Consider the following 25452-nt stretch of genomic DNA (forward strand, 5'->3'; position numbering starts at 1 on the left):
CTCTGCCAAGCCCAGCTTTTACTCTTCAGGAAGATCAATGTCCTCTTCCGAAACACGCTCTTTCGGAACTTCTATCTCTCCAAACTGCGAGAGATATTCCTCCGTCCGACTAACCACATGCGGGTCAACACTTATGAAACCCAGTGGAACTGCATGGCCGTAGGTAGCAGTCCCCGGCAAGTGAATCAGGACGCCAGCGGCTACGCCAGGTACAAGGAATATCTCAACCGAATCAGGCGGACCTCCGTTCGAGAAAACTTGCGTCTTGGTAAAAGCCTTGATCGGCCCCTGCGCATTACTCTCAAGCAGCAACACCGTTTCGGGGGGGAGATCTTCGGTACCTAGTTTTTCAACAATCCGCTCTTGAACATTTTCCAGGATCGAGGGGAGAACCCAAGTAGTACCCCAATATGGTCTTCTAGGGGCTTTCCAGTAGATTTTACTAGGAAGAAAGCTCGCTGGCGTGTACTTCACTGCCTGGTTCACCGCTAGGTCAAGAACCCCTGAGTTGATTGGCGAAAAGAACGGGCCGATAACTGGTATGGTTTTCCTAAGCTTATGAAACCTGTGCTCTTTCATACCCAAGGCATAACGTTGGTATCGTAAAACTGAAAACTCACTCTTTACCGTGTAGCTGCGAAAGAATTCTGGTGCGAGTTCGATCAGCAACCGGTATTCATTAATCGCTGTATCGGCTACCTGGATCCGCAGATCATCTACAAAGTTCCCGATTGCAGCGGCAACCCCAGACCGGTCATCAAGCTCATCCTCTGGCCGCCACTCAAGGAGATTTGCTGCCCCTTGGGTAAGGGTTGCTCTCGGAGCCTTCACGAACACAGGCACCAATGCCGAGAATTTCTCAGCAGGTGTTACGGCGTCAATCGAATACAACGAACGCTTTAAATACGCTCGTGCCCCTTTCCTTGTATTGAGCTCAGTGAAATGGCGCTTGAATGAGCCAGGTATCTTCCCACTCGCGTTACTGACCATTTCCGTGTCCATTTCGAGAGAGTGTAGGCAATGGTCGAACGCCTCGGTCCGATCCCAGCGTTGTGGGGCAAAAGAAATGAGGTCGAAACCGACTGTCGACGTGCGTTTCTCAACATTAAAAATCTGCGGTTCGTCGCCCCCTGTTAAGAATAGGTCTCGACCAGCACGAGTGATCCTTAGCCGGCCTGAGTCTCGGCTCACATAACCAAGGCTGACTGCATCGTTAAGCAGGAAAGTCATTTCCTGGGGAGAGAAATCGAAAAATTTGGCAACCTCAGCTTCAGGCATCCCGTCAACTGAGTAGATCAGGCGCACAAGAAATTCGGTTGTCAGGGATACTTTGCCAACTTCAGCGACCTTGTGCTCGATCTTGTAGTTCCTACCCGGCAACAGAGCGTCATAAACACCGATGACAACATCTGCTACTTCCTCGTCATCGGGCGTTTCGGCGATCCTATTAAGGGTCAGAGTTCCGATCATGACACCACCTTCTTATCTTTTCTCGCCTTGAACGATTGCGCTGACGCCCCAAGAGCTGCCCGCTGTTGCTCCAGTAGCTGTTCGGCTTCAACAAAAACTGCTCCACCGGTCTCAACTTCTACATTGAATTTTTCAATCAGGTTTGCCATCGGTCCACCTGACGCCCAACGTTGCTTGGCACCAACGATTATTAGCCTGTCCATTGCCCGGCTAACTGCAACGTTGATCCGGTTGGGCCTTCCCATGAAGCCAGGTCTGATGGAAGGCTCCCCCTCCACCAGAGATCCATCCGCATTGTTCCGAACCAGAGATAGAATCACGATAAGGTTCTCTTTTCCCTGATAGCTGTCCACTGTGTCGATTTTGATGGCATGCCGCATAACATTACTCAAGCCTGCAACCCGAAGCTTATTCCTTAGAGCCGACGCCTGAGCTCCATAGGTACAAATGACGCCAATAGCGTGATCGGGGTTTTCTCGACCCTCAAGCCACTGAACAAACCTGATGCATTTGTCCCATTCAAGGATCATCCCCATGATGAGCTCAATCTCTTTGGGGTTCGTAAGCGACTTCCGAGACTTACCTACTTCCGGCTTCTGGTAGGACTCCTTTTTGAGCTCATCCGTGTAAACCCAAGTTAGTGGGTGTTTCAGACTATCAGGGAATACCTCAGGATTGATTTTTGGGGTTTCGCGACCTGGTTCCAAGTCGCCGTCATAAAACGCACTGGAAACCACGCGTCCAATTGGGGGTAGCATGCGGTATTGAGTTGTAATTCTCCTGCCTATCTGCTTACCAAGAGGAGACTCGAATACTCGTTCGAAGTCGCTTTTCACGATCTCGTTGGCAGCAAAGCCGGTGGCATCCACAACCGTAGAGACGACATTTTCCTTGAACCGCGGTTCGAGCTGTTCCTGATCACCGACAAGCACCACCCAACGACCGGCTTGCATTGGTACAGCAAGCTCACTTGCTGTGGATCGGGCAGCTTCATCAATTACAACCAAGTCGAAAACAGTGGACGTTAGCCCAAGTGATGAGCGACCGAGACCGACACAAGTGCCAGCAACGATCTGCCTGGTGCCGGCGAGGAAAGTCTCGAAACTACGCTCGGCAGTGGAGACACTCCCGATAATATCTCGTGTCAATCTTGCCACAGCTCGAAATTTTGCCACGTTGTCCAGTGAACACTTATTCCTGCCCGCTACTGTGTGGAAGAAACGGTCAAGTAGATCCGAATAGGGAAGATCCCTCATTTCTGATATCTCAAGCCCGAGTTCGTAATCAATGTTCAGCGTTTCTAGAGTCCCTAGAAGGCTATGGATTCGATCCACTGCACCGTCAGCTTCTTTATCCTCGGCCAGTCTATTTATCTGTTCAACAACGGGCCGTACGGTGATTTCAAGCAGCGTGAATGTTGATGCCACTTCCAGAGGAATTCCGATCGCCTTCGCTGATGTGAGTAATCGATCTTTTAGTGTCGCTTGGAATTTGTCTTTGTAGAGTTGCTCCACACGCGCGACGTGGAATGGAAGTAGACGCTCCGACACGTTTGGCTCATGACCTACGCGGATAATGCTCGGAGCTTCCAGTGGCGTCGGATATAGCTTCAAAACGGCTTCAGCTGCGTTATTAACAGCTTCGTGTGACTGACTTGAGAGCAGGACATTTCGCACGTAGCCCTTCGTCAAGGCGTAGTGGATCAGCGCACCAATGAACAGAGTTTTGCCTGTCCCAGGCGGACCTTGCAAAAGGCCGAGCGGGCGAACCCTGAAAAGATCCGCGAATGCCTCTGCTTGACTCTGGTTAAAGCCATACAGGGTCCGAATCTCTTCAACATCGACATAAATGGGTTCGTATTTCACCTGAGCATTGCTGTCGGGATTGAAATAATCGATTAGGTTCCTCACCGCCGACCGCCGTTCCAGAATGCGTGAAACTGCAGATACCCGCCGGTCTATATTGGCTTGCTCCATATGACTCTGGAAGCGAAGCCTTTGGTCCGAATCGACAAGATTACCGCTGGCGGACAACCAACCCTCGGCGTCAATGAAGACTGTTGTGTCGTTAGAACTACTGACGTCAAGAAGGCCTATCCTCCTCCACCCCCTCTTGCTCAAACGTTCAACATAGACTCGGTCACTCCGATCAAAGTCGAAAGTTCCGCACTCAAGGACGATTGGGACGACATGGAGTTTTGTTTCTTTTCGGAAGCTGCTGATTCCCAACGCGACAGCTTCAATGGTTAGGTCTTTCTCGACATCGACAAGCTTGCGCCACAACTCAGGGACGCTGGTGAACGCGCGCTCAATTTGGCTGTTTACAAGCTCGGTAATCGCGTCCTCATCAGTCTCTGCCTCAGTTAGCAGCTCCTCTGGCTGCTCCTGATCCTCCTCATCTAATCTCTCGGTGACGGCTGCATCGTCGACCTCTGAACCGGAAAGTAGAGCTGCAAAAGGCTCTTCATGGAACAGCGCCTGGAAGTCGCCAAAGGAGTTAGAGACGCCTCCGACAACCTGAATCTCGAGGGGGAGCGATCCATGCTGGCGTAGTGAAAGAATCTTATTCGTCAGATGAGAGGTCGCAGAAATCCGAGCAAATTTGATCTGGCTTCCCTTCGTTCTGAAGAAAATTGCCTGAGTGGCACCACGAATGAAGAATTGTCCCCGGTCGAATCCGTAGCCAAACACTCCTTCATCAGAGAGCAGTTCGCCGGTCTCAGCGCTTGGCAGGCCAATGGATAAATGCCGGATCACTTTTGGAGGTTCAGGTGCAAGCACCTTTGCCAGAGCATCGGCGAGAGGGTGCAGGGTCGCGTTCTCAGGCGACTCACCCTGACACACCTGAATGGCTGTCACAATGCGTTGCAGGTCCTCTGATGTAATGTCCAAACCATCCAGAATTTCTTCACACATCACCGTTACAGCAAAACGGTCACGCTCAAACCGCCCGCCTTTAACAGGCGAATATGATGACGTCTGAACCTCTCCATCGGCCGCACATGAGAAATCGTGGTAGTCAATGAAATGAGGGGTAAAGGGTTCATCAGTGACAAGGACGTTGCTGGGTTTCAGATCTCCATGAGCAGCACCCGAGTCATGCATTCCCATAATGCTATGTACAAGAGCCAGCAAAAACGAAAGAACAGAGTGAGTGCAAAGTCCAGCTCGATCTCGCATCAACGCATGTTCAGCCAGATTCGGCCCGTCAACATGCAATTGAGTAATGACGATCCCATCGCCAAGCCAAATAGCGCTCTTGATCGGAACGCATGAAGGCGGAGGTGAATAGGAAAGTTCTTGTGCTTTCTCCAGAAAGTCCAGTATCCGAGGGTAGTCTGAATCTCCATCGCTCCATGAGGTTCTTTTCCAGAGCTTCACAACCAGGCGTTCGCCAGCTTTTTCCGACAACCACATGAGCACATAATTGTCTTTCTTCAGCGCCTCCTTGAACGGATACTCCAGAGAAAGCTCCATCTGCCCGTCCACAGTTTTGAAGCGCTCGAGTCGCTTCAAAACTGCAGCTCCGTTCACCTGATTGCTCAAGAGCGAATTGAAGCGATCTAGCATCTGTGAGGCATTCTCAAAACGCTCCGAGGCCTCCCAGGATAGCGAGCGCTCCAAGACCTCGTAAACCAGTTGATACGTGCCATCAGGATCTACATCAGAGTTCCATTCAGGCGGTTCATTTTTGACTGACTGTGGAAGGCGTTCGTAAAGGAAAAGGTGCATCAAACACCCTAGATGGTAAACATCCTTCTGTGGTGCGCTAGATGTCACATCAAGGGCCTCTTCGGGTGTTTGCACACTGGAAAGAAACTGGTACCTGGACTCACGTAGCGAATTGGCTTCCGGATACCGGGCTGACATCAAGTGAGAAAAGCGTACGACGGAAGGTGCGTCTACCCAAACGCTGTGCGGCCCAAGGTCCAGATGCGCAGCGTCATAGGAGTGGAGCGTTTTGGCTTGAGAGAGCATCTGTCGTACTAACTCAAGCCGCTCCTTTGGCCGAAGAAATGGCAGTTCGCTGATTGCGAAGTCCGACAGACGCCTCATATTGCGACGACGCTCGTAGACCTCCCAGTTGTCGACACCTGCCTCTAGGTCGAAGGCTTTAACCTGTAGAACAGTCTGCTCAGTGGCAGTACTACGATCGTTTAGCCACGCAATTACTTTGCGCTCGCGTCCTGCAATTTCCGCGCGTCCCTTTTCTGTCTGAAATCGCGTATCTGCCTTGCTAAAATCCCACCGACGAAGGAGGCCTACTGCTTGAGCGGCGGAGTCATCTTGAACGTTGAACTCCTTATAAACTCCCTTTTCATGCTCATACACAGACTCGCCAGACCCGATGACGACATAGCCCCCATAGTGGCGCATCCCTTCTTTAAAGAGTCCATCTCTTACATTAAAGAACCTCTCCAGTCGCGGCTTCCATTCGGTCGAATTCACTGGTCGCGAAACGAAGTCAGAGTTGACCGCAGCGAAGCGAGCAAGACGCTTTCGGGTATCAGTGACCGTGTCCACGAAATTTTTTAGCGTAAAAACCTGACAGTTTTCAGTTGGAGCAATGCCGCTGAGGTCAGAGCTTCCGGTCAAAACAACTACGCCTTCGATGCGTGGGGTCGGAAGTTTTGGATGTCCCGTGCGCTTAGCTAATTCAGCCAAATGCTCGCGAAGAAGAATCATCACCTGCCTTGCTGTTTCGAGGATTTTCTTTACTGGGGATCGTCCTTCTTGAGGCTTTCCGTTGAGAAACCAATCGCCATTTTTGCTTTCGTAACGCCCATGGCCATCTTTAAGGTCAACAAGGTAAATACGATCATTGGCAAAGAGGATTACGTCGATTTCACGCGGCCCCTGGGGAAGCGACAAGTCCAGATTGGTGTGTCCAACCCAATCTTCGGGGAGATTCTTTTGGAAGTAGTCGATCCCTGGGACTTCACGTTCGTGGATACCCAAGCCATGGTTGACGATTTTCATGAAAGTCCCTTTAGCTCTCGTGCATTTGGCATCGAACTTACACCAGTTTGATATCAAACTGCCAGACTTCGAAAATCTGCCCCATCCTCAGGCGATCCAGACGCTGTATGGGATGCACGCCAAATGAATTGGCTTCAAGCCGGTAGCCAGAATCAAAGACAAACGAGATGACTGACGAACAACGCATCATTCAATGGCCCTGCCCACTCGATAACTGTCCCATCATGCTGCGTGCTTCCATGCTGGCCAATGCAGAGATTTTGCCGCAGGCCAGACAGGGGAGCTACTTTTTCAACAGAATCGGCCGGTTTCTGCCTGTCAGCACCTTCAGCCTCTTATCAAACTTAACCTACCCACCTACTGCAGGAAGATCCCCTTCCTCATAGATGAGAGGCAAGGGTGTCAAATCAATTACAGGCGACGGGCTAAGGCGTGACTATCTCCCGAGGTATTCCAATCAAAATAAAAAACATAAATTAACTTTAATAATCAATTACATAGGAAACGATCTCAGATTACCCCGGTTCCAGATCGCCGCTACCTAGCGCCCTAAATCGCCTGAGATAGCATAGTGCCATTTTGGGAATTTTCGGTAGAATCCGCAGGAAGCTAGATTTATGAACGGTATCGAAATGGACTTCACCCCTATCATCGCTCAAGTCTGGGACATGCGGATCTGGGTTATCCCAACCCCACTGCTACTTGGCTCCCTGAAATCGCCGCAGGCGCAGAAGTACATCTTTGACCTTCTCGTGCGTTTCTTTGGTCGTACTCAGGTCAATCAACAAATCTTTCACCGGCCGCACAGTGCCTCAATGACTATGCCCGGCGAGCCATACAACTCGATTACAGAATGCTCTTGGCACACGGCATATCCGCGCTGCACTATAAAAAATATTAGATTCATTTCTGGCATTAAGAGACAAGCCATATAAAACACAAGCTAATGAGGCTAGAGACTTGGCAAGTTCAACATTTGAAGTAGAGCCACGTCCAACTCAAGAAAAACAGTCAGTCTTCTTCCCCCCTAAACATCTGACAGGATACACGCATGTCAAAGTACCAAACACTTATAAATATTCTCGATCAAATCCGCTTTGAATCTCCTAGAGAGGCAGTGAAATACCGGCCGTCACTTGACGACCTGGAAAAAGTAAACCAAGCAAGATCTAGGGCGCTCTTGCATCTGTTTTTAAAGGTTAATTTCGGCCTGTTAGACTTTAAAACCCGAGAAACATTAGTTACTGACGGCACATATGACGGAGGTATAGATGCGTACTTTATCGACAAAGAAAATAAAAAAATCTTCTTTGTGCAATCCAAATTCAGAGCCACTGAAAAAAACTTTGAAGAAAAAGAAATAGATTTATCAGAAATATTAAAAATGGATGTAGACAGGATCACCGACGGTGAGGACTGCGACGAAGACGGAAATGAGTACAACGGCAAAATAAAACAACTAAAAAGGGAAATCACTCAAATTGAAGATATTGGCAGATATTCGTACGAAGTCATAATTCTTGCAAACTTAAAAAACACCAAGCCAAGCCAGCTAAAAAAACTCACCAATGGATTTTCAGTCAGCGTCTATGATCACGAAAAATCCTATAGCGAACTTGTATTTCCCGTTGTAACGGGAACATATTACAACAACAGTCAACTCTGTATATCCCTAAATCTTAAAAACAAAAACTCCTCTGGATCGAGGATCAGCTACAATGTCGAAACAGAATTTAAAGACTGTGACATCACGGTTGTATTCGTACCAACTGAAGAAATCGGGAGAATCCTATACAGATACAAAAACTCCATACTAAAATTCAACCCAAGATGCTATCTTGAAATGCAATCTAATTCTGTAAACAAGGAAATATATAGCACCATAAAAGAGCGAAAGACAAACGAGTTCGCCCTATTCAACAACGGCATTACGATGCTCTCAGATGAAACTCTCGTTAACGAGAAAGTAGGGCAAAAAGACAAAGCACAAATAATAATCAAAAACCCCCAAATAATAAACGGCGGCCAAACAGCTTACACCCTAAGTAGGATATATGATGAAACAGAAGGAAAACGAGAAGACATAAAAATATTCGAAAACAAAGAAGTACTTTTAAAGATAATTACTTTCGGGGAAACTGCGGCGAAAGATGAGGCTGCAAAACTCAAGCTAATTGAAGACATCTCAAAAGCAACAAACAAGCAGAGCACCGTCAGTGACGCTGATCGTCGTTCAAATGACAAAATACAAATAGAACTGCAAAAAAATATTTTTGAAAGCTTTGGATATTATTACGAAAGAAAAAAGGGCGAATACGCCGATGGAATCAAAGAGAAATACATATCCCGCGATCTAGTTATAGATCGAGAAACCTTGCTCAGACTGGCAATGACATGTGATGGGCTTCCTGCGCAGGCGCGAAGAACCAGTTCAAAGCGTTTATTCCAAGAGGAAAACTTTCGAAAGTTTTTGAATAGCCCTGATAGACACTCTGAGTATTTCTATGCCTACAGCTGCTACCTTAGCTTATTTGACCTTGAAAAAGAACTCTCTAAATATAAGGATGACAGATTTGGAACATCAAACTTCGGACAAGGCGTAAGGTATGGGAAGTTTGCTGTAGTCAGCGTTTGCGCCAAAAGATTCGGCAACAAAAAAGGCAGCCACCAAGATGCAAGAAGCCACATCATGGATGTACTAAATGAATGGGTTAACTTTGAGAGATTTGCTATAGCCAACCCTCTCAACCATACATACTTCCGCGTCTATACTGATGAAGAAAGCGGAGTAACAAACCAAGAGCTTAATTTTGAAGGCTATTACAAAGGGCGAACTTTAAACAATGACATCCAGCATTATTTTTTGAGTGATCGCACAATTGAAAAAGAATGAACACTCAAATGTACACTGGGTAAGCGCTCCATAAACCGCACAGGAATTCAATTTTGATAGTGCGCTCAGCTAGCGTGAAGCCAGTCTCGACTACCTGTAAAGTTGAGCACTGGCTGTTACGCTTTTAGGCGTAGACCTGAATAACGGAACGAATTATTTAGTCCGCAGCGTTTCGACTGATCGGCAAAAACTCGTCTTGGACACTTCGCTTCAGGTTGCTTCATTTTTTTGCCGAAGGGTTAAATCGACTCTACTAAGACGGGTTGAGCACTCATATGCGACTGAGTTTCACGTCCACAACTCATCTTGCCATCGAGTCAGCACAGGCCGTCTGACCTGTGCTGAAAGAGCCCTCCTTTCATCTGCCCCAAGAATTCCTCCAATCCATGAATCATGTGAGCTTTTCTAATTTCGAATACGTCGGCAAACAAAAACAAACCCGCCGCGAGCGCTTTCTAGCCGAGATGGAAAGGGGTATGCCGTGGAGCAGATTGGCCAAGACGCCGCCCAATGCTGGCTTCTAAGCAACTTGCTCGGATTTTCCTTCAAGCTTCAGCCGCCGCCACCCGTCACGAACCAGCTTCAAACAAGGTACATTTACACATGCCGAGAACGATTAGAAATGGCGGCATGGAGAAATTTGGCTGCCTTGAAAGAGAACTGAGATTATGGACAAAAAGTCGCTTTCTGAACGGGACATCTGCAGCAAGTACATCGCCCCAGCCGTTCAGCAAGCTGGATGGGACGTGCACAATCGTGGGCGAAGTCATGCATAGCTGGAACGACACCAAGCTGCGCTTTGGCAAAACCGAATGGTTGGCGGTACTCGCACAGATGAAAAAACACAAAACCCTAATGCCCACCGGCTTTGGCAAACCCACCTCTGGAGGCATGCTCAGCTTGCCCGATTTCGAGTAAACAGAGATTGCTTTTGGCCGTCCTCGGAAAGATACGGATACAAAGCATATTGCTCGATCCAACTTCTCTCGGTATTCCAGTTGGTATTCCAAAGAAATTTACAAATTCACATTAATCAATTAAATCAAAAACCTAAACATCCAATTCAGATTACCCCGGCAGGTGGGTGGGCCCAGCACCGAGACTCGCTGGATCCCACGCGTAATTGGACAATGATCTCTCACTGATCCGACCCAAGCTCAGACAAGCAGCAACGCAGAACTATTCACTACGAATCTTGCTTTCTGATTTTTATCACCGAGTAGGCGTGGATCGGGACCGGCAAGACAATTTTTGTTCACTCATACTTTCTCTGGATGGCTATCCTCATGCTGGAACTCGCCCGACTTTTCGATAGGCACACCCAGGCCAGCGGTGTCGCACTCAGGCATCCCGCTGTAAATAACCAATGAGCGGCCGCTAAGGGATCCCCGCTCTGGCGGTAAATCAGGGTAATCAGCGTCGGAGTGGAACTACCGAAAATAGTCACCGATAAGGCATAAGCCAGCGAGACGCCCAACGCCCTGACTTGCACCGGAAACAGCTCTGCCAATGCCGCCGAAGCCGGCCCGGTATAAAGCACCATCAGCACTGCCAGCCCGCATTGGAAGCTGATCAGCGCCTGGAGACTGGGGTTGTTGTTCAACCATACGAACCCCGGGTAGGCACAGAGCGCGACCCCCACAGCACCAATGAGCATGACGGTGTAGCGCCCGATGCGGTCCGACAGTAGGGCCGTCAAGGGGCACAGCAGCGTGATGAGGCCGACCAAAACCAACCCCAGGTAGGCCTTGTTGCGCGGAAGCTCAAGCACCATCGATGCATAGGTCGGCATGAAATTGATCAATTGTGTCGCGACCGTCCAGAGAACGACGATCAACACCCCCATCACGAGGTTGGGCAGATAAGGGCGAAGGCTAGGCCCCTTCCGTGCCATCGCGTGCTTGTCTTGACTATCGAGAAAGCGGCGCAGCGGCTCGCTTTCCTCAAGACTGCGGCGAATTTTCAAACCTGCCACCACGACCAGCAGTCCGAAGACGTAGGGCACGCGCCAACCCCACTCATCCAACTGAGCGGGCGTCAGCACGCTCGACAACAGACTCGCACTTACACCGCATAGCAGGAATGATCCGGCTTGCGCCACTTGTTGGCTGGACGCAAATAGACCGCGGCGGTTCGCAGGTGCCGTTTCGACAAGATAGGCCAGCGCGCCGCCGATCTCTCCCCCAGCTGCCACCCCCTGCAATATGCGCGCGACGACAATGCTCAACGGCGCCCACCAACCGATGGCCTCGTAGGTCGGGCATACGGCCATGATCAGGGTCCCGGCGCCCATCAACATGATGGACAGGGTCAGCGCGGCCTTGCGCCCCCGGCGATCGGCATAGCGCCCCATCAGCAGCGCGCCCAACGGGCGGGCCACGAAGCCAACGGCGAGCGCCAGGTAGGAAGCGAGCAACGACATCAATGGGTCGGACGCCGGAAAGAACGCGACGGCGATCTGCAAGGCAAAGATTGCAAACAGGGTAAAGTCGAACCATTCCAATGCGGCGCCCACGCTCACCGCCAGGACCAGTTTCCTGCGTTCGCGCCCCTGGCTATCCAGGGCTGTGGCGCTCATTGCTCCCCCCCGGCGGGCATCGGGGGCAATGGCTCGTAACACGCCAGGCGGCGCAGGAACTGTTCACAGGCTTCAAGCTGAGCCAGGTCCACATACTCGTTCGCCTTGTGCGCTTGCTTGATACTCCCTGGGCCGCAGACGATCGTCGGAATTCCTGCGGCCTGGAACAACCCGGCCTCAGTGCTGTATGCCACTCGTTGTCGGTCATGGGCCATTGCACTGGCCTCACGGACCCATTGCGCGAAGGCCTGGTTGCCCTTCTCATCCAACCCCGGGGTATGCAACGTGTGGGAAAACTCGATGGACGCCGTCGCAGCGCGATCATTCATCTCACCGTGCATGGCCTGCTTGGCGTCGTCCTGGATCTGTACCAGCAGTTGCTCGGCATCGCAGCCGGGCAAGTAGCGAATCTCGAAGTCGAAGCTGCATTGACCAGGAATGACATTGCCAGCGACACCACCGTTGACCCGGCAGACCTGGACGGTGGTGTACGGGACATCAAACCCGCTGTCCAACGGCCCCTGTGCAAGCCGTCTGGCCACTTGCTGAAGCTGCATCTGTACCCGCGCGGCATAATCGATGGCGTTGACTCCCTCACTCGGCAACGATGAGTGCGCCACCTTGCCCTGGACACAGCAATTGATTTCATGACGCCCTTTGTGACCGATCACCAACGCCATTGAAGTCGGCTCGCCGACAATGCAACCGGCGGGTTCCAACTGTGCCTGTATGATGAACGGGGCCAAATGTTTCGCCCCAATCGCCCCCACCTCCTCGTCATAGGACAAGGCCAGGTGGAAGCTTTGCCGTGCAGACGCCATCAGCTCGGGAACCATCGCCAGCACCACGGCGATGAAGCCCTTCATATCCGAACTGCCGCGACCGTACAGCCGATCCTGATCCAGGTGGGCGCTGAACGGATCCTGCGCCCAGGCCTGGCACGCTACCGGCACCACATCGGTATGTCCGGACAGGATGATGCCCCCCGGGCGCGGCGGTCCAAGGCTGGCAAACAGGTTCGCCTTGCGCCCGGAGGCGTCCGGCAGAATCTGGGCATGCACCCCGACACCATGCAGGTACCCGCTCACCCATTCGATGAGGTCCAGATTGGAGCGGTCGCTGACCGAGGGGAAACCAATCAAGGTTCGTGCGATTTCCAACGTGCGTGCCAGCACGCTGCGGCCGTCATTCGAGCAAGCGTCTGCCGCTCCCTGCGCAAAGGCCAAGGAAAGAGTCATGGGATCTCCAGCAAACAGAAGTCTATTTTTGAAGAGCAACAGGCATGGGCCCAGAATGAACAGCGCGCCTGTCTCGCGAAAACCAGACGTTGGACAACAACACCGCCACGCACACCACCGTCACCAGGACGGGAACCCAAGGACTATGCCAGGTGGAGAGCACGAACTCGGCGGCCAAGGCAATGACCGGCACGCAAGGCGTGAGAATTGACACCCGCCCGCCTCCCAAGTGCTGAATGGCAAATTGCAGGGTGAACACCGGAATCAGCACACTGACAAACGCCAGCTTGATCAACTGACCGAGCATGGCAGTATCCAGCGTGAGCAACTGGTGCAAATTTTCCCGGCCGACCCACCCTGTGACGATCAATAGCAGGAAGAATCTGACGCACAGGATATCCATGGCGCTGTACTTGCTGTCGCGGTTCAGTCGAGCCGAGCAGAACACATAGATCCCGCCAGTGATCCCGGCGACAGTCGCCAGGGCTATGCCCTCATGCAAGTTGACCAGGCTTACCTGGGCCGTGACCCCAAGCGCGAGACGCATAAGGACCAACGCCATCAGCGACAACAGGATCAGCAGCGCGCCCAGCCAGCGGGAACGACTGACCGAGGAGCGCGCCACCAGCATTTCACAGACCACCACCACCAGCGGCATCCAGCCCTGATAGATCGCCGACTCCACCGACGCCTCGATGCGCTGCAATGCCATGAACATCAACCACCAACTGAACAACGTCAGCACATTGAGCAGCAGCACGCCTCGCCACTCCTCCCGCAGCAGGCGAAACGGTTCATGACTTCGCAAGGTATGCACCACGAAAAATACCGCCCAGGCCATCAGGAAGGTAATGAATGTCAACGCCGCCCCACTGATACGGGTGAACGCCACCATGACCCAGACGGCCGAGAGCGCCGTCGAGATGCAGTAGACCGCCATGCTGACGGCACCGAGTATTCCTGTCTTCATGCCTGCTCCTTGAGAAAAACCTGCTGCCTGCCGCCCACTGGATTGATCAAGCGGTGCCCGGCTCCAGCACTTCCACCTGGGTCGGTACGTAGTGCTGCAAGGCTTCGAAGTCAGCGCGAAGTACCTTTGGATCAGCGTTATACAAAGTCAGGATGCCCGCGGTATCGGCCAGGGACCGGGAGTCCACCACCATGCCGGGGGCGACCCGCCAGTCGATGTTGTAGGTACTGGAAATGGGGGGCTCGTTGAGCTGGCTGATCCGGCCTTTGCGCAAGGGCAACAAGGCGGACACCACGTTGTTCTTCTCGTTGGGCTTGATGTCATCGAGCGCCGCGGCGCCAGCTACGAGGTAGAGATTGGCGTCGATCAGGTTGATGTCGCTGTTTTTCTCATGGTATGGCACCCCGATGCCGCCAGGTACGCGTGCGGCAATTTCCAGGAACACCGGATAACCGCGCTTGCGGTCCACGAAGACCTCGTGGTGCGTCGAACCGTTGCGAAAGTTCAGGGCCGCAATCACGTCCCGGTTGAAGGCTTCCAGGGTTGCCTTGAGCGTGGGGTCGGCCACGGGAATCACGCTCAAGGGCTTGCCCTGGACGAAGTCGAAGTTGGTGCAGCCCAGTTCCAGCACACCGCAGTAACGGATTTGACCGTCAACCACAAACGAGTCGCACTGGAACATGTCGCCGTCGATGAACTCGTCCACCTCATAATCAAAATGATACGGCGAGGCCAATACTTGTTCGCGGGCCTTGATGAATTCGGCCTCGTTGCGAATGATCGACACCTCGAAACTGCCCGCTGCGTTCACCGGCTTCAGGACCAGGGGCAAGCCCAATCGCGCCGTCAGCTCGGCGTAGTAAGCCTGCGGCTCAGCCGATAGCCGTACGTGATCCAGTGGCACAAACTCGGGAATGCGTATCCCTTTCTGGCTGACTGCGTGCTTCATCAGCACTTTGTCGCGAAAGTTCGCCACGATCGCCTGCGTATCGCCCTCTAATCCGAACTCCTCGCGCAACTGAGCCGCCAGCTCAACGTGGCACTCTTCCTGGCAGAAAATACGCAATGACGAAGTATTGCCCTGCACGGCTCGCAGCTCATCGCTGACGATGCTGCGGCATTGGTCATGATCCAGCAGCGGACGGATGTTGCGCTGCAGGTCGGCATCCACACGCACAATCTGCGAGACATTACGCTCGAGCGCAGGCGGCAGGACGTCGGCATGATAGGCGATCAGCACTGTCCGGCAATCTCGACCCAGCGTCTGCAACGCCTTCTCGGAGGCAAAGTTGAGGTAATGGGGCGTCAGGAAAACGATGGTCTGGATCATGGTAGTGCCTCACTGGAAGTCGACGTTCATGCGATAGAGAAGACGCGCATCGGCGCCCCCTTCACTTTTGGGTATTGGCGGACCTTTATGCAGCGTTGAGAGGTTGTCCCAGATCACGATGTCGCCTGGGCGGTAGGCATGCCGATAGCGCGGCGCGTGCTGGACAAGAAAGTCGACCAGACTGTCGAGAATGCGATGGGACAGTACAGGCGTTACCCCGTCTATTTGCATGGCCGTGGCGGCCGGCGCATACAGCGACGCCGTGCAGGCGAGCGGGTGTTTGTACACCAGGGGGTGGACCACGGTGTTTTCCAGTGCGCCAGCCTCCTGGGGATTGAGCTGTTGCACTGCGGCGTCGACATTGCGCAGCGTGTCGCGATTGCCGAAACGGTGGTGAATCCGCAGGTTTTCCAGGTCGAGACCCTTCAGGTGCGGCGGGCAACCTGGGCTTTCCAGCCACTGGCGAACCTGATGCAGGCCTGCGACACAATCTATGAATTGGGTCTCCCCGTGCTGGTCCGGAACACGTACCGACAGCAGTGACGTGAACACTGTGTTCGCCGATTTGTACGACATGTCGGTGTGCCAATACCCTCCTCCTTCATGCACTCCCAAGGCTTCGCCGTCCCGATGAAGATTGGTCACGGTCAGCACTTCCCGATAGTCCTCAAGGCAGTACTTGGCCAACACGTGATGCACAGGCGAGCCCAGCCTGCGCATCAACTGCACATAGGGGGCAACGCTGACGTCCTGGTTGGCGATGACCAGCACCTTGGCCTGCGCGATGGCCTGCTTGAGCTCTGCTGCCGACAGCCCTAGCACGTCGCCAAGGTCCAGACGCAGCGGCTGGAACATCCTCACGCCCATGACCGCAGTCCTTCTTGCAGCGATGTCTCGGCACTCATTTCTGCGGCGGCGGGCACCATCGTGTTGATCGACGCATAGCCTGAAGCTGCACCCGCGAAATACAGACCGGCGACAGGGCTTTTCCCATCCTGATGACAGGTAAAGCCGGTTTGCTGGTTGAGCAGTTGCGGCCAGTCGGTGGCGGGGAGTTGTGCGGTGACGCCGATGGCCGAAACCAGGCATTGGTCCTTCGCCGATACATCCAAGTGCAACTCATACCCCTCGGATGCCTGGGCAGCGACCAGCCGACCCACCTCTTGAGCTTTGCGACAGGACGCCTGGAGCAGCGAATTGCCGTTGAGTGATGCAGGAAGGTCCAGGACGACCTTGTCGCCGTCCTGGCGAATGCTGTTGTAGGCATGCAGCCAGATATTGGCCCGGCCCGTACAGTTTGCGCTGTTGAGTGGCCCTTGGAAGGAACTGGAGGAAGTCTTAGCAATCATTTCCAACGTGCGCTGGCTCAGGGACCTGAGGGCAAAGCGATCATCGGTCTCTTGGGGGTACAGTCCCAGATAGGACTTGATCAGGATCGACACATTGCGGGCGAACGGGGCCAACAACAGTGCGATCTGAAACGCACTGTTACCGCTGCCGAAGATGACCACATCCTGCTGCAGGAAACGCTGGGCCTGGCCTCGCGCAACCATTTGGTAGACTTCAAAGCAATTCAACCAACGGGCATTGGGCATTTCAAAGGGCGGCGCCTTCGGGCGAATTCCGGTTGCCAGGATAATCTGCCGCGCGCGCAAGGAATGATGCTGGGAGCCCGGGGCCAGACTCACCTCGAACAGCTCCTGGGCCTTGCTGACGGTGACCGCTCGTTGCTGGATCCGGGTCAATGGCAAGGCTTTGAAGTTGCTCCGGATATAAGCTGCGTATTCCTCACCGGTGGGGCTGATGCACAACTTGCGCATGAACCGATGCAAGGGATAGGGCGCACCTTCGATCTCCAGTTCATTGCAATATGACTGCAATTGATGGTCTCCCATCATGCCCATGCACCCCCCGAATACATCGCTGATGACAGCGACTTTCAGGCCAAGATCGATCAGCCTGATACACTCGCCAAGCCCTGCGGGACCGCCGCCTACGACAATGACGTCGAATACATGCTGCTCCATTTCAAAAATCCTCCAGACGGGCACAGGCTTGATCAACAATGGGTTTGGCTACCGAGAAAGAAAACCTGACATAGGTAGGGCACTGCCCCAGGTAGAAAGGCGTCGCGGGCAATGGCATGACCCCGCAACGAACGGCCAGGTGTTGACTGAATTCAACCGGAGACAATGAAGGCGCCCGCCGTGAATAGTCGGCCATGATGTAATGGCCGCCTGCCGGTAACCGGATATCCAACCCAGCAGCCAGCAGTGCACCAGCCAGGCGATCACGTTTGTGCTTGTAATGCTCACGCAAGCTATCGAGTCGCCCGACGGTCAACTCATCAAGCAAAACAGCTACGGCTGCCTGTATGGGAGTGGGTTGGCAATAGCTCAGGTAGAGGTGGTGGGCATAGGCTCGCTCCATGAAGGTTGCCTGCGCGCATAACCAGCCGATCCGGACTCCCGTCATGGACAACAACTTTGAAGCGCTACCGGCCACCATCATGGGAATCTGCTGGTGGGGGTACCACGTCGGTGCGTCAGTGTCGTATTGATAGTGACGATAGGCTTCGTCGACAATCACCATGAAGTCATGGTTTTTTGCCAATGCCACCATGTGCTGCCAATCATCAGCGGACATGCACCACCCTGTCGGGTTGTGGGGCGTATTGAGCAGCAATATGCGAACACCGGCACGCAATTGCTGTTCGAGCATTGCCCAGTCGGGACCGATTGAATGCCCCACCGATAACGGCACTGCAACAAACTCCAACCCCAACAATGTGGCCATTCCTGGGTAATAGGGATAGAAGGGTTCAAAAAAAGCGACCTTGCTGCCGTATTGCGTGGACGCTGCGTAGAGGGCCAAGTACAAGGCCTCGGTACAGCCGCTGGTCACCAGAACCTCGGTGTCGGGCGCATAGCCGGCATTGTGGCCCGCAATGCTTTCGCGCAAGATCATTTCGCCGCGAGGGTCGGCGTACTGCCAGCCCGCCCGTACCTGGCGGACCAACGCCGCATTCATGGCATTGTCAAACAGGGGTTCGGGAAGTCCTTGCGACAGGTTCAAGGCCCCTGAGGATGCTGCATATGCACTGGCATCCCTGAAGGGCGCCACTCGACCAATCAATGTCCAATCATCCATGGCTTCCCGCCCCCCTTGTCTTGATCGTTCAAGCGTGAGTGGCTACTCGGTTGAGTCCTTGCCAGAATCGGGTCAACAAGTTCAGCACATCGGCAGCGCCCTCCAGGATATCGTTGCCGTTGTCAGTGTCCCGGGCAGCCTCCATGACCGCATCACTGATCCATTGCACATGATCGGTTTCGACCAGCATGTGCAGATAGAAGTAGGTGAAGTCTTCGTGTTTCCACCCGCTGTAGAGGCGGAAGCCTTCGTAGAGGTTGGCGATCATCGGAAAGCCGAACTCTTCGATAACGTAATGAGCACCAATGGCATGCTCTGTCGAACCCTCGAGGAAAATTCGACGCAGGCCATCGACCAGCTCGCTGGCCTCGGGAATGTATTCAACCTTCTTCCAGTCATCCAAAGTGATGCCAACGCCGGCAAGTACACGCTCAAACATGATGAAGTGTGCCTCGCCTACCCCATCGCCCAGCTCAGACACGACGGTGCGCGCCAACTTCATCCGAATCACTTCACTGTCGGTACGGTGCGAGGTGCCCGCCAGGATCTGGGGGAACGTACGAATGTAGTAAAAGTACTGCTGGAACACTTTCTTCAACGTTGCCTTGGGCAGCGGGGCCTGGCGAAAGGTTTTATAGAACGCATTGGTGTTGATCCCCGAAGCCGTAATCATGCCTTTCATCGAATGGATGATTTGCTCACCCGTCAGACAGCCTTGTTCCATTTGCTGAGCCGGCATAGATCCCCCCAGATACGATAAGGTAGCTTGGACGGCAGTGACGAAATGTCGCTGCTCGTTTCAGATAGTAAACAAACGATCCATGTAAACAAATTAATACTTTCAATCGGCTGTGTTGCGAACCATAGATTTATTTTGAAACAAGAAAAGCCAATAACTATTTATAAATAAAATCAACTACATATAATTTAATAAAATTTTTACGCACAAAGATAGAGCATTATTTATTTTTTGCATCAACAGAATGCACGTCGGCCGCTAAGCTCAAATTAAATCTCCCCGATCTGGAAGTCTTCTATAGTGAACAATCAACCCATTGACATCGCCCTAACCATCAAAGCCGAGCGAGCCGCGCGCGAGTGGTCCATCGGCGAGCTCGCCCAACTCTCCGGCGTATCAAAAGCAATGATCAGCAAAATTGAAAACGCGCAGGTCAGCCCGACCTCAACGATCCTGGGCCGGTTGTCGGGTGCTTTTGGTTTGCCCCTCTCCACCCTGTTACATCGGGCCGAGGGGCGCTCGGGACTTCTTTCAAGGGCGGTGGAACAACCGCGTTGGGTGGATCCAGAAACCGGCTACACACGCCAGCAAATCTCTCCGCGGGAAGGGTGGCCACTGGAGCTGATCAGCGTGAAACTGCCCTCAGGGGTTCGCATCAGCTACCCCGCTACTGCCTATGCATTTCTTCATCAGCAGGTATGGATCACAAAAGGCACATTAACGTTTACCAAAGGCACTACCACCTACATTCTGGAACAAGGCGACTGCCTTCAACTGGGTCTACCTGAAGAAACTTGCACATTTGAGAACGCTACATCGATCGCTTGTGAATATGTCATTGCCTTGAATCGTAAATAAACCGAAGCCTGCTTAGATCCAACAGTCCGGAAGCACTCGGGCAGCGCAAAGGCCGCGCCCACAGCGCCCAATAATGCTTCCGTAACACCGGCGTGGTGGCGCTGTGCAAATAATCGCGTCGGGTGTGGCTGTCCGGCCCCTGCGGCCTGACGGCATTGCCCAGGCAATCACCTTCCCCCAGTCGGCGGGTTGCATGCCGTGGCGCCGTTGACGATGGCCTCTTGGAACACGCTGACAGCGTCAGGCGCTCGCAATAACAATACAATCGGCAGGCCGAGGCCATAGACGGTAAAGGCGTCAAACTCTGCTTCCGTCGGCAAGTTGGTAAGCTTGATCCTCATCTGGCGCAGCTATGCGTGAGCCAACCCTGAGTTGGCGCCGTAACGTGTGCCGGTGGCGCAGGCGATCGTATTCAGGGCAGATCTGATCGACTCCGGGGCGACCAGGATTTCGACCACCGACGGTGGCGTCGCCGAACAGACCGGCACCCTGGCGATACCCACTGATAACCGCCCAGAATCAGCGCAGAAATAGCGTATTGAATCGTCAATTGCATTAGTGAATACCTGCTGCCCCCCCCTTAACAGGCACAGGATCATCAAGTGACACGGAGAGGACACCGAGGGATTTACCCGTGTAGAACATAAGTTATTGACCTTGAACCACGACATTCAGAAATGTGGGTTCAAGGCGATGCGAACTTTCGCCCGCGGCCACTACGAGGCGTTGTTGCGAAGATAGATCCATTCGGGCAAGGCCTCCTGCAGCCATTCTAGTTCAGCTGGGCGAGGTAACGTTCTACTTCCTCGGACAACCAATGGGAAAATTCGCGTTGTTTGTCTTCCGAACTTTCCCTGGGTGGCCACACCAACCAATAGGGGTGGGCGTAAGGTGCACCGACGTCGCACAGCTGGACCAACTCGCCCCGCTCGATAGCGTCATGCACCAGGCTGCGCCGCTCCAGCGTGATGCCTTGCCCCAGGCGAACGGCTTCCAACACCAAGTTGGCGTCATTGCTGCACAACCCCTTGCGCTCGTTGCCCATCTCCACACCGGCCGCCTCGCACCAGGGCCAGGATTCAGTGTTGTAGATAATCGTGCTGTCGATGACCTCTTGCGGCGTCTGCGGCAGGCGTCCACCATTGAAATGAGGAGCGGCAACCACCACGACTTCATCATGAAACAACAGCTTTTGCTCGACGCCCTCCCAATCACCCTTGCCCATGCGGATGCCGATATCCACCGACTCCTGATGCAGGTTGGAAATTGTCAGGCTGGCTTGCAGGCGAATGCTGATATGCGGGCACCTGAACCAGACTCAAACCTTGTTTGAGGTGTTCGAGCAGGCAATCGCCGGGCAACTGTTCATTTGCGGCGACTTTTCCATCGCCGACATGGCGATTTATCCCTGGCTGCGGCTGCACAAACTGCTGCACGTCAGCCTTGAGGCGTTGCCGAACGTTGCGCAGTACCTGCAACGCATGGCCCAACGGGACGACGTTCGACGCGCCTATGCTGCCGGCGCGCCGTATCACGAGCGTGCGCACGGCGACATCGACAAGCTACAGGCGATTGCCGGCAGCCTCGAGCGCCACGCTGTCGGCTAGACCGCCGCCGCGTATTTGCCCCCGTGAAAAATCAACGGACTGCCTTCGTTCAGGTGGCTGTCCGCGACGCTCAGACATGTCGTGAATTTGGGCGGTGTATTCAAGAACAACTGAGGATAGCTGCAAGCGGATTAGAGCTCTGACAAATGAGACTCAATTAACGAAAAGAGCAATTCTATGCGGAAGCTATCAATAGAGCATCACCGAAGTTTCCACTGGAGCCGCTGTTGAATCCTCAACAAGAATCCGGCTTCGAAGGCATCTTGGCTATCACCGACAGGAAAGGTCTTGCGGGTTTGCACCAGCTCCCACCAAAGGGGCGTTTCGCCGGGCGTATCAAGCCAAGCCTGAGCACATTGCACGCCCCGTTCGATCATCGGAGCAAATTCGCTGCCCCAAGGCGTCAGAAGACTTGGGCAACCGTCCGCCGCCGGAATTGAAATGTAGTTTTCGTCCATACACACCCTAGATGTCTGATTTAGTGTTAGACGTGAAATCCAGCCATGAAAAGCTTAACGACACCAAATGAACGCTCGATAACAGGCATGAACATCAAATGGGCTAGATCAATACCAATGTAGACTATATCCCGTGGATTGAGAGTCCCTCAAGGCGCAATTTGCGCGCATGACTCAAGACTACGAACAGCTTCGTCTGCATCTAGCGGAAAACATCCGCCTGATGCGGCGTGTAAAGAACCTGACCCAAGAGCAGTTGGCGCTCATGGCCGAGGTGGATCGCACCTACGTCAGTCAAATCGAACGATGCATGGGCAATCCGTCGCTAATGGTCCTGTGCAAGCTCGCCAATATTTTCAAAATTACCGCAGATCAGTTACTTGTGGAACCCGATAGCCTGCGCCGTTCCCTTAACGTCAAATAATAGTCTCCTGTATCACAAACCCGATAGATCCGCCTTCATAATTTCCACTGACAGTCTTCAGTCCCTAACCGAACCTGCCCAGGCCAACCACCGAGAGCCTGGATCATGCCTGTTGCCTGCTCGTCAATCTCGCCCACAAAGCTAAGGCCCCTGGCGCTGAGCATCTTGCTGGCGTGCGGCCCAAGCGTGGCGCTGGACACCGGCAGCATCACGTCCTCTGTGCTTTCGCCAAGCTGTCTCGAATACAGGGTCGTCGGCATTTGTTTCTGGCTGCTCTGCACCCCCTTCGGCTGCACAGTCAAAACCTCGACCAAGGTTCGTCATTTCATTCCTGAACTGGTGGTCTCGAGCTACGCCACCACGGGCAATAACCCATGGACCGAGATGGCCCCCCTCTCCTCTCCCATCAGCGGTGCGGAAGGTGGCGGTAACTTGATCACGCCGAACACCCAGCGCGACAACCTGCCCCGTTTCAAGAACGTTGACGGTATTGGTCACCCCGGTGGCTGGGCCGCAACGCAACTGGCCTCGCAGTCCGGCTATGCCTGCGCCAGCGGTGCAACTGCATTCATACCCTACTACCTGAGTACCCTGGACTCACTGGCCTGGCGCCATGGCATCCCGGAAAGTTTCTACCCCGAGGCCCTCATGCCAGGGATCCGTGAAATCGGTCGTCAGGCCTCGGGAAACATGTGGGGCAACGTATATCCCCGTCAGGGTTTTCTGGTACAGCCCGACGATTTCAAGGCGGCCGCGGTGATGGCGCAACGGGCCGGCGATGTCATCACCCGTAACGGGCAACCACATGTGTACTTACCGCTCACACCCGCACCACGCGACGGCTACTGGCCGCCGGGGCCGATCGTTGAAAACGATGCTTCAAGCCACAAATGGCAGCTGCTCTCCCCCCAGATTCAGCCCACGTGTGCCATCTTCCCCAGCGATCCGGTGCAGAGCGCTGATGGCGGCTACGCCTGGGCGATGTGGCGCTCCTATAGCTGTTGCAAACGTGAGGGACAGACCTTCCTGTTCAGCATCGACTTCGAAGGTGGTGCTTCATGAGTCGGCTTCTCGCACGACCATGGTTGGGCCCGATGAGTCTGTTGCTCTGCGGACTGCTCGCCATGGCCACGCATGCCCACGCCGCCGAGGGTGATTACCGCCTGGGTACTCAAGGCGAAGTGCTCGACGACCGGGTGATGTACACCATTGGTGGCGGCTCGGCAGTCGGCTCACCGAGCTCGCTCTACCGACCCAGTGGTCTCGGTGTCGGCGGGTCCTGGCAAGCGAACATGATGTGCGGAAACATGAGCCTCACCAATACCCTGCAAAACCAGCTGAACGGTGCCACCGAAGGTTTCCAGCAGATCATGGGCAGCGTTGTGCAGAACGCGACCCAAGCGGTGATGTCGCTGCCAGCGTTGATCATCCAGCGCGCCAACCCTGGCCTCTATGAGTTGTTGAGCAACGGGGTGATGCAGGGCCGTATCGACTTCGATCGCTCCAAGCTGACCTGCCAAGCCATGGCCGAGAAAATGGCGGACAAGGTCGGCCAAGCCGGCTGGGGTGCACTGGCCAAGAACCAGGAGATGCAGGGCAATCTGGAGCACACCGGCGGTGATGCGGTGGCCGCGGTGAAAAATACCGAGGCCCACAACGGCAACAATGGGGTGTCCTGGGTCGGCGGACAGAAGGCTGGAGGTAGCGGGCAGACGCCCATCCGGGTGACCGCCGACGTGGTGCGTGCCGGCTATAACCTGCTGCATAACCGCACGGTGGATGACAGCACCTCGATCAGTAGCAGCGACTGCCTGGGTGGGGCTATTTGCCAGACCTGGGCCTCGCCCCAGGAGGAATCCGAATGGGCTGTTCGCGTGTTGGGCGAGAGCGAAGTCTCGACCTGCGACACCTGCGAAACCCTGCGTGCTACCGCTGGCAGCGGATTGACGCCGCTGATCCAGGAGACCTACAGCGAACGCCTCAAGGCCTTGCAAGGGTTGCTGTCTGGTTCACTGCCGCCTACCCTTGACAACCTAGTTAAAGCCTCGAGCCCGATGCTGCCGGTGACCCGTGGCGTGGTCGAAGCCCTGCGCGACGATCCCGACCAGGATCTGCTGACGCGACGCCTGGCAAGCGAGACGGCCTTGTCCAGCGTGCTCGACAAGGCACTGCTGCTACTGCGCACGCTGCTGGCGGGCAGTCACGAACCGAACATCGCTTCAGCCGAGCCGGCCCAGACCGCCTTGACGAAAAATATCGACGCCCTGGAGCGCGAAATACGTCTGCTACAAACCGAGCTGCAGGTCCGGCAGATGCTCGCCACCAATACCGCCAGCCTGGTGCTCGATCGGCATGCCGGCGGTGCTGATGCTTCGCGTACCGTCGAGCAAGACGACCCTGAGCCGGGCCGACTCAATGATGCTGACGCCAGGCGCAAGTGAGCCATGAAACGCTCACCGCTATTCACTCTGCTTTCAGGTCTGGGGATTGCCGCGGTGATGATCCTGACCGCCGCACTGGTCGCCTGGATCGGCCGCACTGCGCTGGGTAGTTTCGAGGTCTGGCAGCAGGCATTCGAATCCGCACGAGCTTATCTGCGGTGGTGGCGCGCCCTGCACTACGCCGCCCTCTTTGCGCTCTGGTGGGATCTGCTTCGGCGCTACCGACATCGACCACAGGTTCGACTGTGCGTGAAACGCATCGGAGCATTAGGGCTTGTGCTCTTTACCTGCGTCGAACTCACCCGACTGTGAGGTCA

At 54.1% G+C, this 25452-nt stretch carries 21 protein-coding genes and 1 pseudogene; 10 read left to right on the plus strand and 12 right to left on the minus strand.

Features of this window, described 5'->3' with window-relative positions:
• Positions 1 to 18: 18 nt before the first annotated feature.
• Together V3W39_RS01350 and V3W39_RS01355 are read right to left on the minus strand one after the other, a co-directional pair.
• A complete protein-coding gene (locus V3W39_RS01350; RefSeq protein ID WP_330212060.1) occupies positions 19 to 1470 on the minus strand; it encodes a hypothetical protein in 1452 nt (483 codons plus the stop codon).
• Positions 1467 to 6449 carry an AAA domain-containing protein gene (locus V3W39_RS01355; RefSeq protein WP_330212061.1) on the minus strand — a complete coding sequence of 1661 codons (4983 nt, stop codon included), beginning with the start codon at positions 6447 to 6449 and terminating at the stop codon, positions 1467 to 1469. The genes V3W39_RS01350 and V3W39_RS01355 overlap by 4 nt, the downstream gene beginning before the upstream one ends.
• 617 nt (positions 6450 to 7066) lie before the next feature.
• On the opposite strand from V3W39_RS01355, the gene V3W39_RS01360 reads away from it, so the two are divergent.
• From V3W39_RS01360 to V3W39_RS01375, 4 genes and pseudogenes are all read left to right on the plus strand, one after another.
• Entirely contained in the window at positions 7067 to 7384 is a 318-nt protein-coding gene (locus tag V3W39_RS01360) for a hypothetical protein (RefSeq protein ID WP_330212062.1), read from the plus strand.
• 116 nt (positions 7385 to 7500) lie between these two features.
• Positions 7501 to 9342, plus strand: coding sequence for an AIPR family protein (locus V3W39_RS01365; RefSeq protein WP_330212063.1), 1842 nt, complete (start codon positions 7501 to 7503; stop codon positions 9340 to 9342).
• A gap of 386 nt (positions 9343 to 9728) precedes the next feature.
• Positions 9729 to 9836: pseudogene (locus V3W39_RS01370) on the plus strand (IS5/IS1182 family transposase); the annotation flags it as partial.
• A 16-nt stretch (positions 9837 to 9852) separates the two neighbouring features.
• Complete coding sequence (locus V3W39_RS01375; protein ID WP_330212064.1) at positions 9853 to 10260, plus strand: hypothetical protein; 408 nt, start codon at positions 9853 to 9855, stop codon at positions 10258 to 10260.
• A gap of 337 nt (positions 10261 to 10597) precedes the next feature.
• On the opposite strand, the gene V3W39_RS01380 is transcribed toward V3W39_RS01375, so the two are convergent.
• Genes V3W39_RS01380 through V3W39_RS01415 form a run of 8 tightly spaced genes read right to left on the minus strand, consistent with a single transcriptional unit; the run spans position 10598 to position 19347 of the window.
• Complete coding sequence (locus tag V3W39_RS01380) at positions 10598 to 11920, minus strand: MFS transporter (RefSeq protein WP_330212065.1); 1323 nt, start codon at positions 11918 to 11920, stop codon at positions 10598 to 10600.
• The gene (gene argE, locus V3W39_RS01385) at positions 11917 to 13158 is read right to left on the minus strand and encodes an acetylornithine deacetylase (RefSeq protein WP_173645616.1); all 1242 of its coding nucleotides are present in this window, start codon (positions 13156 to 13158) and stop codon (positions 11917 to 11919) included. The genes V3W39_RS01380 and argE overlap by 4 nt, the downstream gene beginning before the upstream one ends.
• 22 nt (positions 13159 to 13180) lie before the next feature.
• The gene (locus tag V3W39_RS01390; RefSeq protein WP_330212066.1) at positions 13181 to 14128 is read right to left on the minus strand and encodes an EamA family transporter; all 948 of its coding nucleotides are present in this window, start codon (positions 14126 to 14128) and stop codon (positions 13181 to 13183) included.
• Positions 14129 to 14174: 46 nt separating this feature from the next.
• Entirely contained in the window at positions 14175 to 15458 is a 1284-nt protein-coding gene (locus V3W39_RS01395) for an ATP-grasp domain-containing protein (protein WP_258345760.1), read from the minus strand.
• Positions 15459 to 15467: 9 nt separating this feature from the next.
• On the minus strand, positions 15468 to 16325 hold the full coding sequence (locus tag V3W39_RS01400) for a TauD/TfdA dioxygenase family protein (RefSeq protein WP_330212067.1): 858 nt from the start codon (positions 16323 to 16325) through the stop codon (positions 15468 to 15470).
• Positions 16316 to 17485 (minus strand): NAD(P)/FAD-dependent oxidoreductase, encoded by a 1170-nt coding sequence (locus V3W39_RS01405; protein WP_044310844.1) that lies wholly within the window; start codon positions 17483 to 17485, stop codon positions 16316 to 16318. The genes V3W39_RS01400 and V3W39_RS01405 overlap by 10 nt, the downstream gene beginning before the upstream one ends.
• A 1-nt stretch (position 17486) precedes the next feature.
• The gene (locus tag V3W39_RS01410) at positions 17487 to 18608 is read right to left on the minus strand and encodes a pyridoxal phosphate-dependent aminotransferase (protein ID WP_330212068.1); all 1122 of its coding nucleotides are present in this window, start codon (positions 18606 to 18608) and stop codon (positions 17487 to 17489) included.
• 28 nt (positions 18609 to 18636) lie between these two features.
• Positions 18637 to 19347 carry an iron-containing redox enzyme family protein gene (locus V3W39_RS01415; protein ID WP_330212069.1) on the minus strand — a complete coding sequence of 237 codons (711 nt, stop codon included), beginning with the start codon at positions 19345 to 19347 and terminating at the stop codon, positions 18637 to 18639.
• Between the two features lie 300 nt (positions 19348 to 19647).
• Here V3W39_RS01415 and V3W39_RS01420 point away from each other — a divergent pair, with 300 nt between their 5' ends.
• A complete protein-coding gene (locus V3W39_RS01420) occupies positions 19648 to 20205 on the plus strand; it encodes a helix-turn-helix domain-containing protein (RefSeq protein WP_330212070.1) in 558 nt (185 codons plus the stop codon).
• Positions 20206 to 20977: 772 nt separating this feature from the next.
• Here the strand turns inward: V3W39_RS01420 and V3W39_RS01425 are convergent.
• Positions 20978 to 21502 (minus strand): LysR substrate-binding domain-containing protein, encoded by a 525-nt coding sequence (locus tag V3W39_RS01425; RefSeq protein WP_330212311.1) that lies wholly within the window; start codon positions 21500 to 21502, stop codon positions 20978 to 20980.
• Between V3W39_RS01425 and V3W39_RS01430 the strand changes: the two genes are divergently transcribed.
• Positions 21495 to 21812, plus strand: a complete 318-nt coding sequence (locus V3W39_RS01430) for a glutathione S-transferase family protein (RefSeq protein WP_330212071.1) — start codon at positions 21495 to 21497, stop codon at positions 21810 to 21812. The genes V3W39_RS01425 and V3W39_RS01430 overlap by 8 nt on opposite strands.
• A gap of 200 nt (positions 21813 to 22012) precedes the next feature.
• Here V3W39_RS01430 and V3W39_RS01435 read toward each other — a convergent pair whose 3' ends face one another.
• Positions 22013 to 22270 (minus strand): LasR-specific antiactivator QslA, encoded by a 258-nt coding sequence (locus V3W39_RS01435; RefSeq protein WP_330212072.1) that lies wholly within the window; start codon positions 22268 to 22270, stop codon positions 22013 to 22015.
• Between the two features lie 169 nt (positions 22271 to 22439).
• Here V3W39_RS01435 and V3W39_RS01440 point away from each other — a divergent pair, with 169 nt between their 5' ends.
• From V3W39_RS01440 to V3W39_RS01455, 4 genes are all read left to right on the plus strand, one after another.
• Entirely contained in the window at positions 22440 to 22694 is a 255-nt protein-coding gene (locus V3W39_RS01440) for a helix-turn-helix domain-containing protein (protein WP_330212073.1), read from the plus strand.
• Between the two features lie 105 nt (positions 22695 to 22799).
• Positions 22800 to 23756 carry a TIGR03756 family integrating conjugative element protein gene (locus V3W39_RS01445; protein ID WP_330212074.1) on the plus strand — a complete coding sequence of 319 codons (957 nt, stop codon included), beginning with the start codon at positions 22800 to 22802 and terminating at the stop codon, positions 23754 to 23756.
• Positions 23753 to 25135 carry an integrating conjugative element protein gene (locus tag V3W39_RS01450; RefSeq protein ID WP_330212075.1) on the plus strand — a complete coding sequence of 461 codons (1383 nt, stop codon included), beginning with the start codon at positions 23753 to 23755 and terminating at the stop codon, positions 25133 to 25135. The genes V3W39_RS01445 and V3W39_RS01450 overlap by 4 nt, the downstream gene beginning before the upstream one ends.
• Positions 25136 to 25138: 3 nt before the next feature.
• A complete protein-coding gene (locus tag V3W39_RS01455; RefSeq protein ID WP_330212076.1) occupies positions 25139 to 25447 on the plus strand; it encodes a hypothetical protein in 309 nt (102 codons plus the stop codon).
• Positions 25448 to 25452: the final 5 nt, after the last annotated feature.

The organism is Pseudomonas sp. Z18(2022) (assembly GCF_036346535.1).
In the GTDB taxonomy this organism is placed as follows: Bacteria; Pseudomonadota; Gammaproteobacteria; order Pseudomonadales; family Pseudomonadaceae; genus Aquipseudomonas; species Aquipseudomonas yamanorum_A.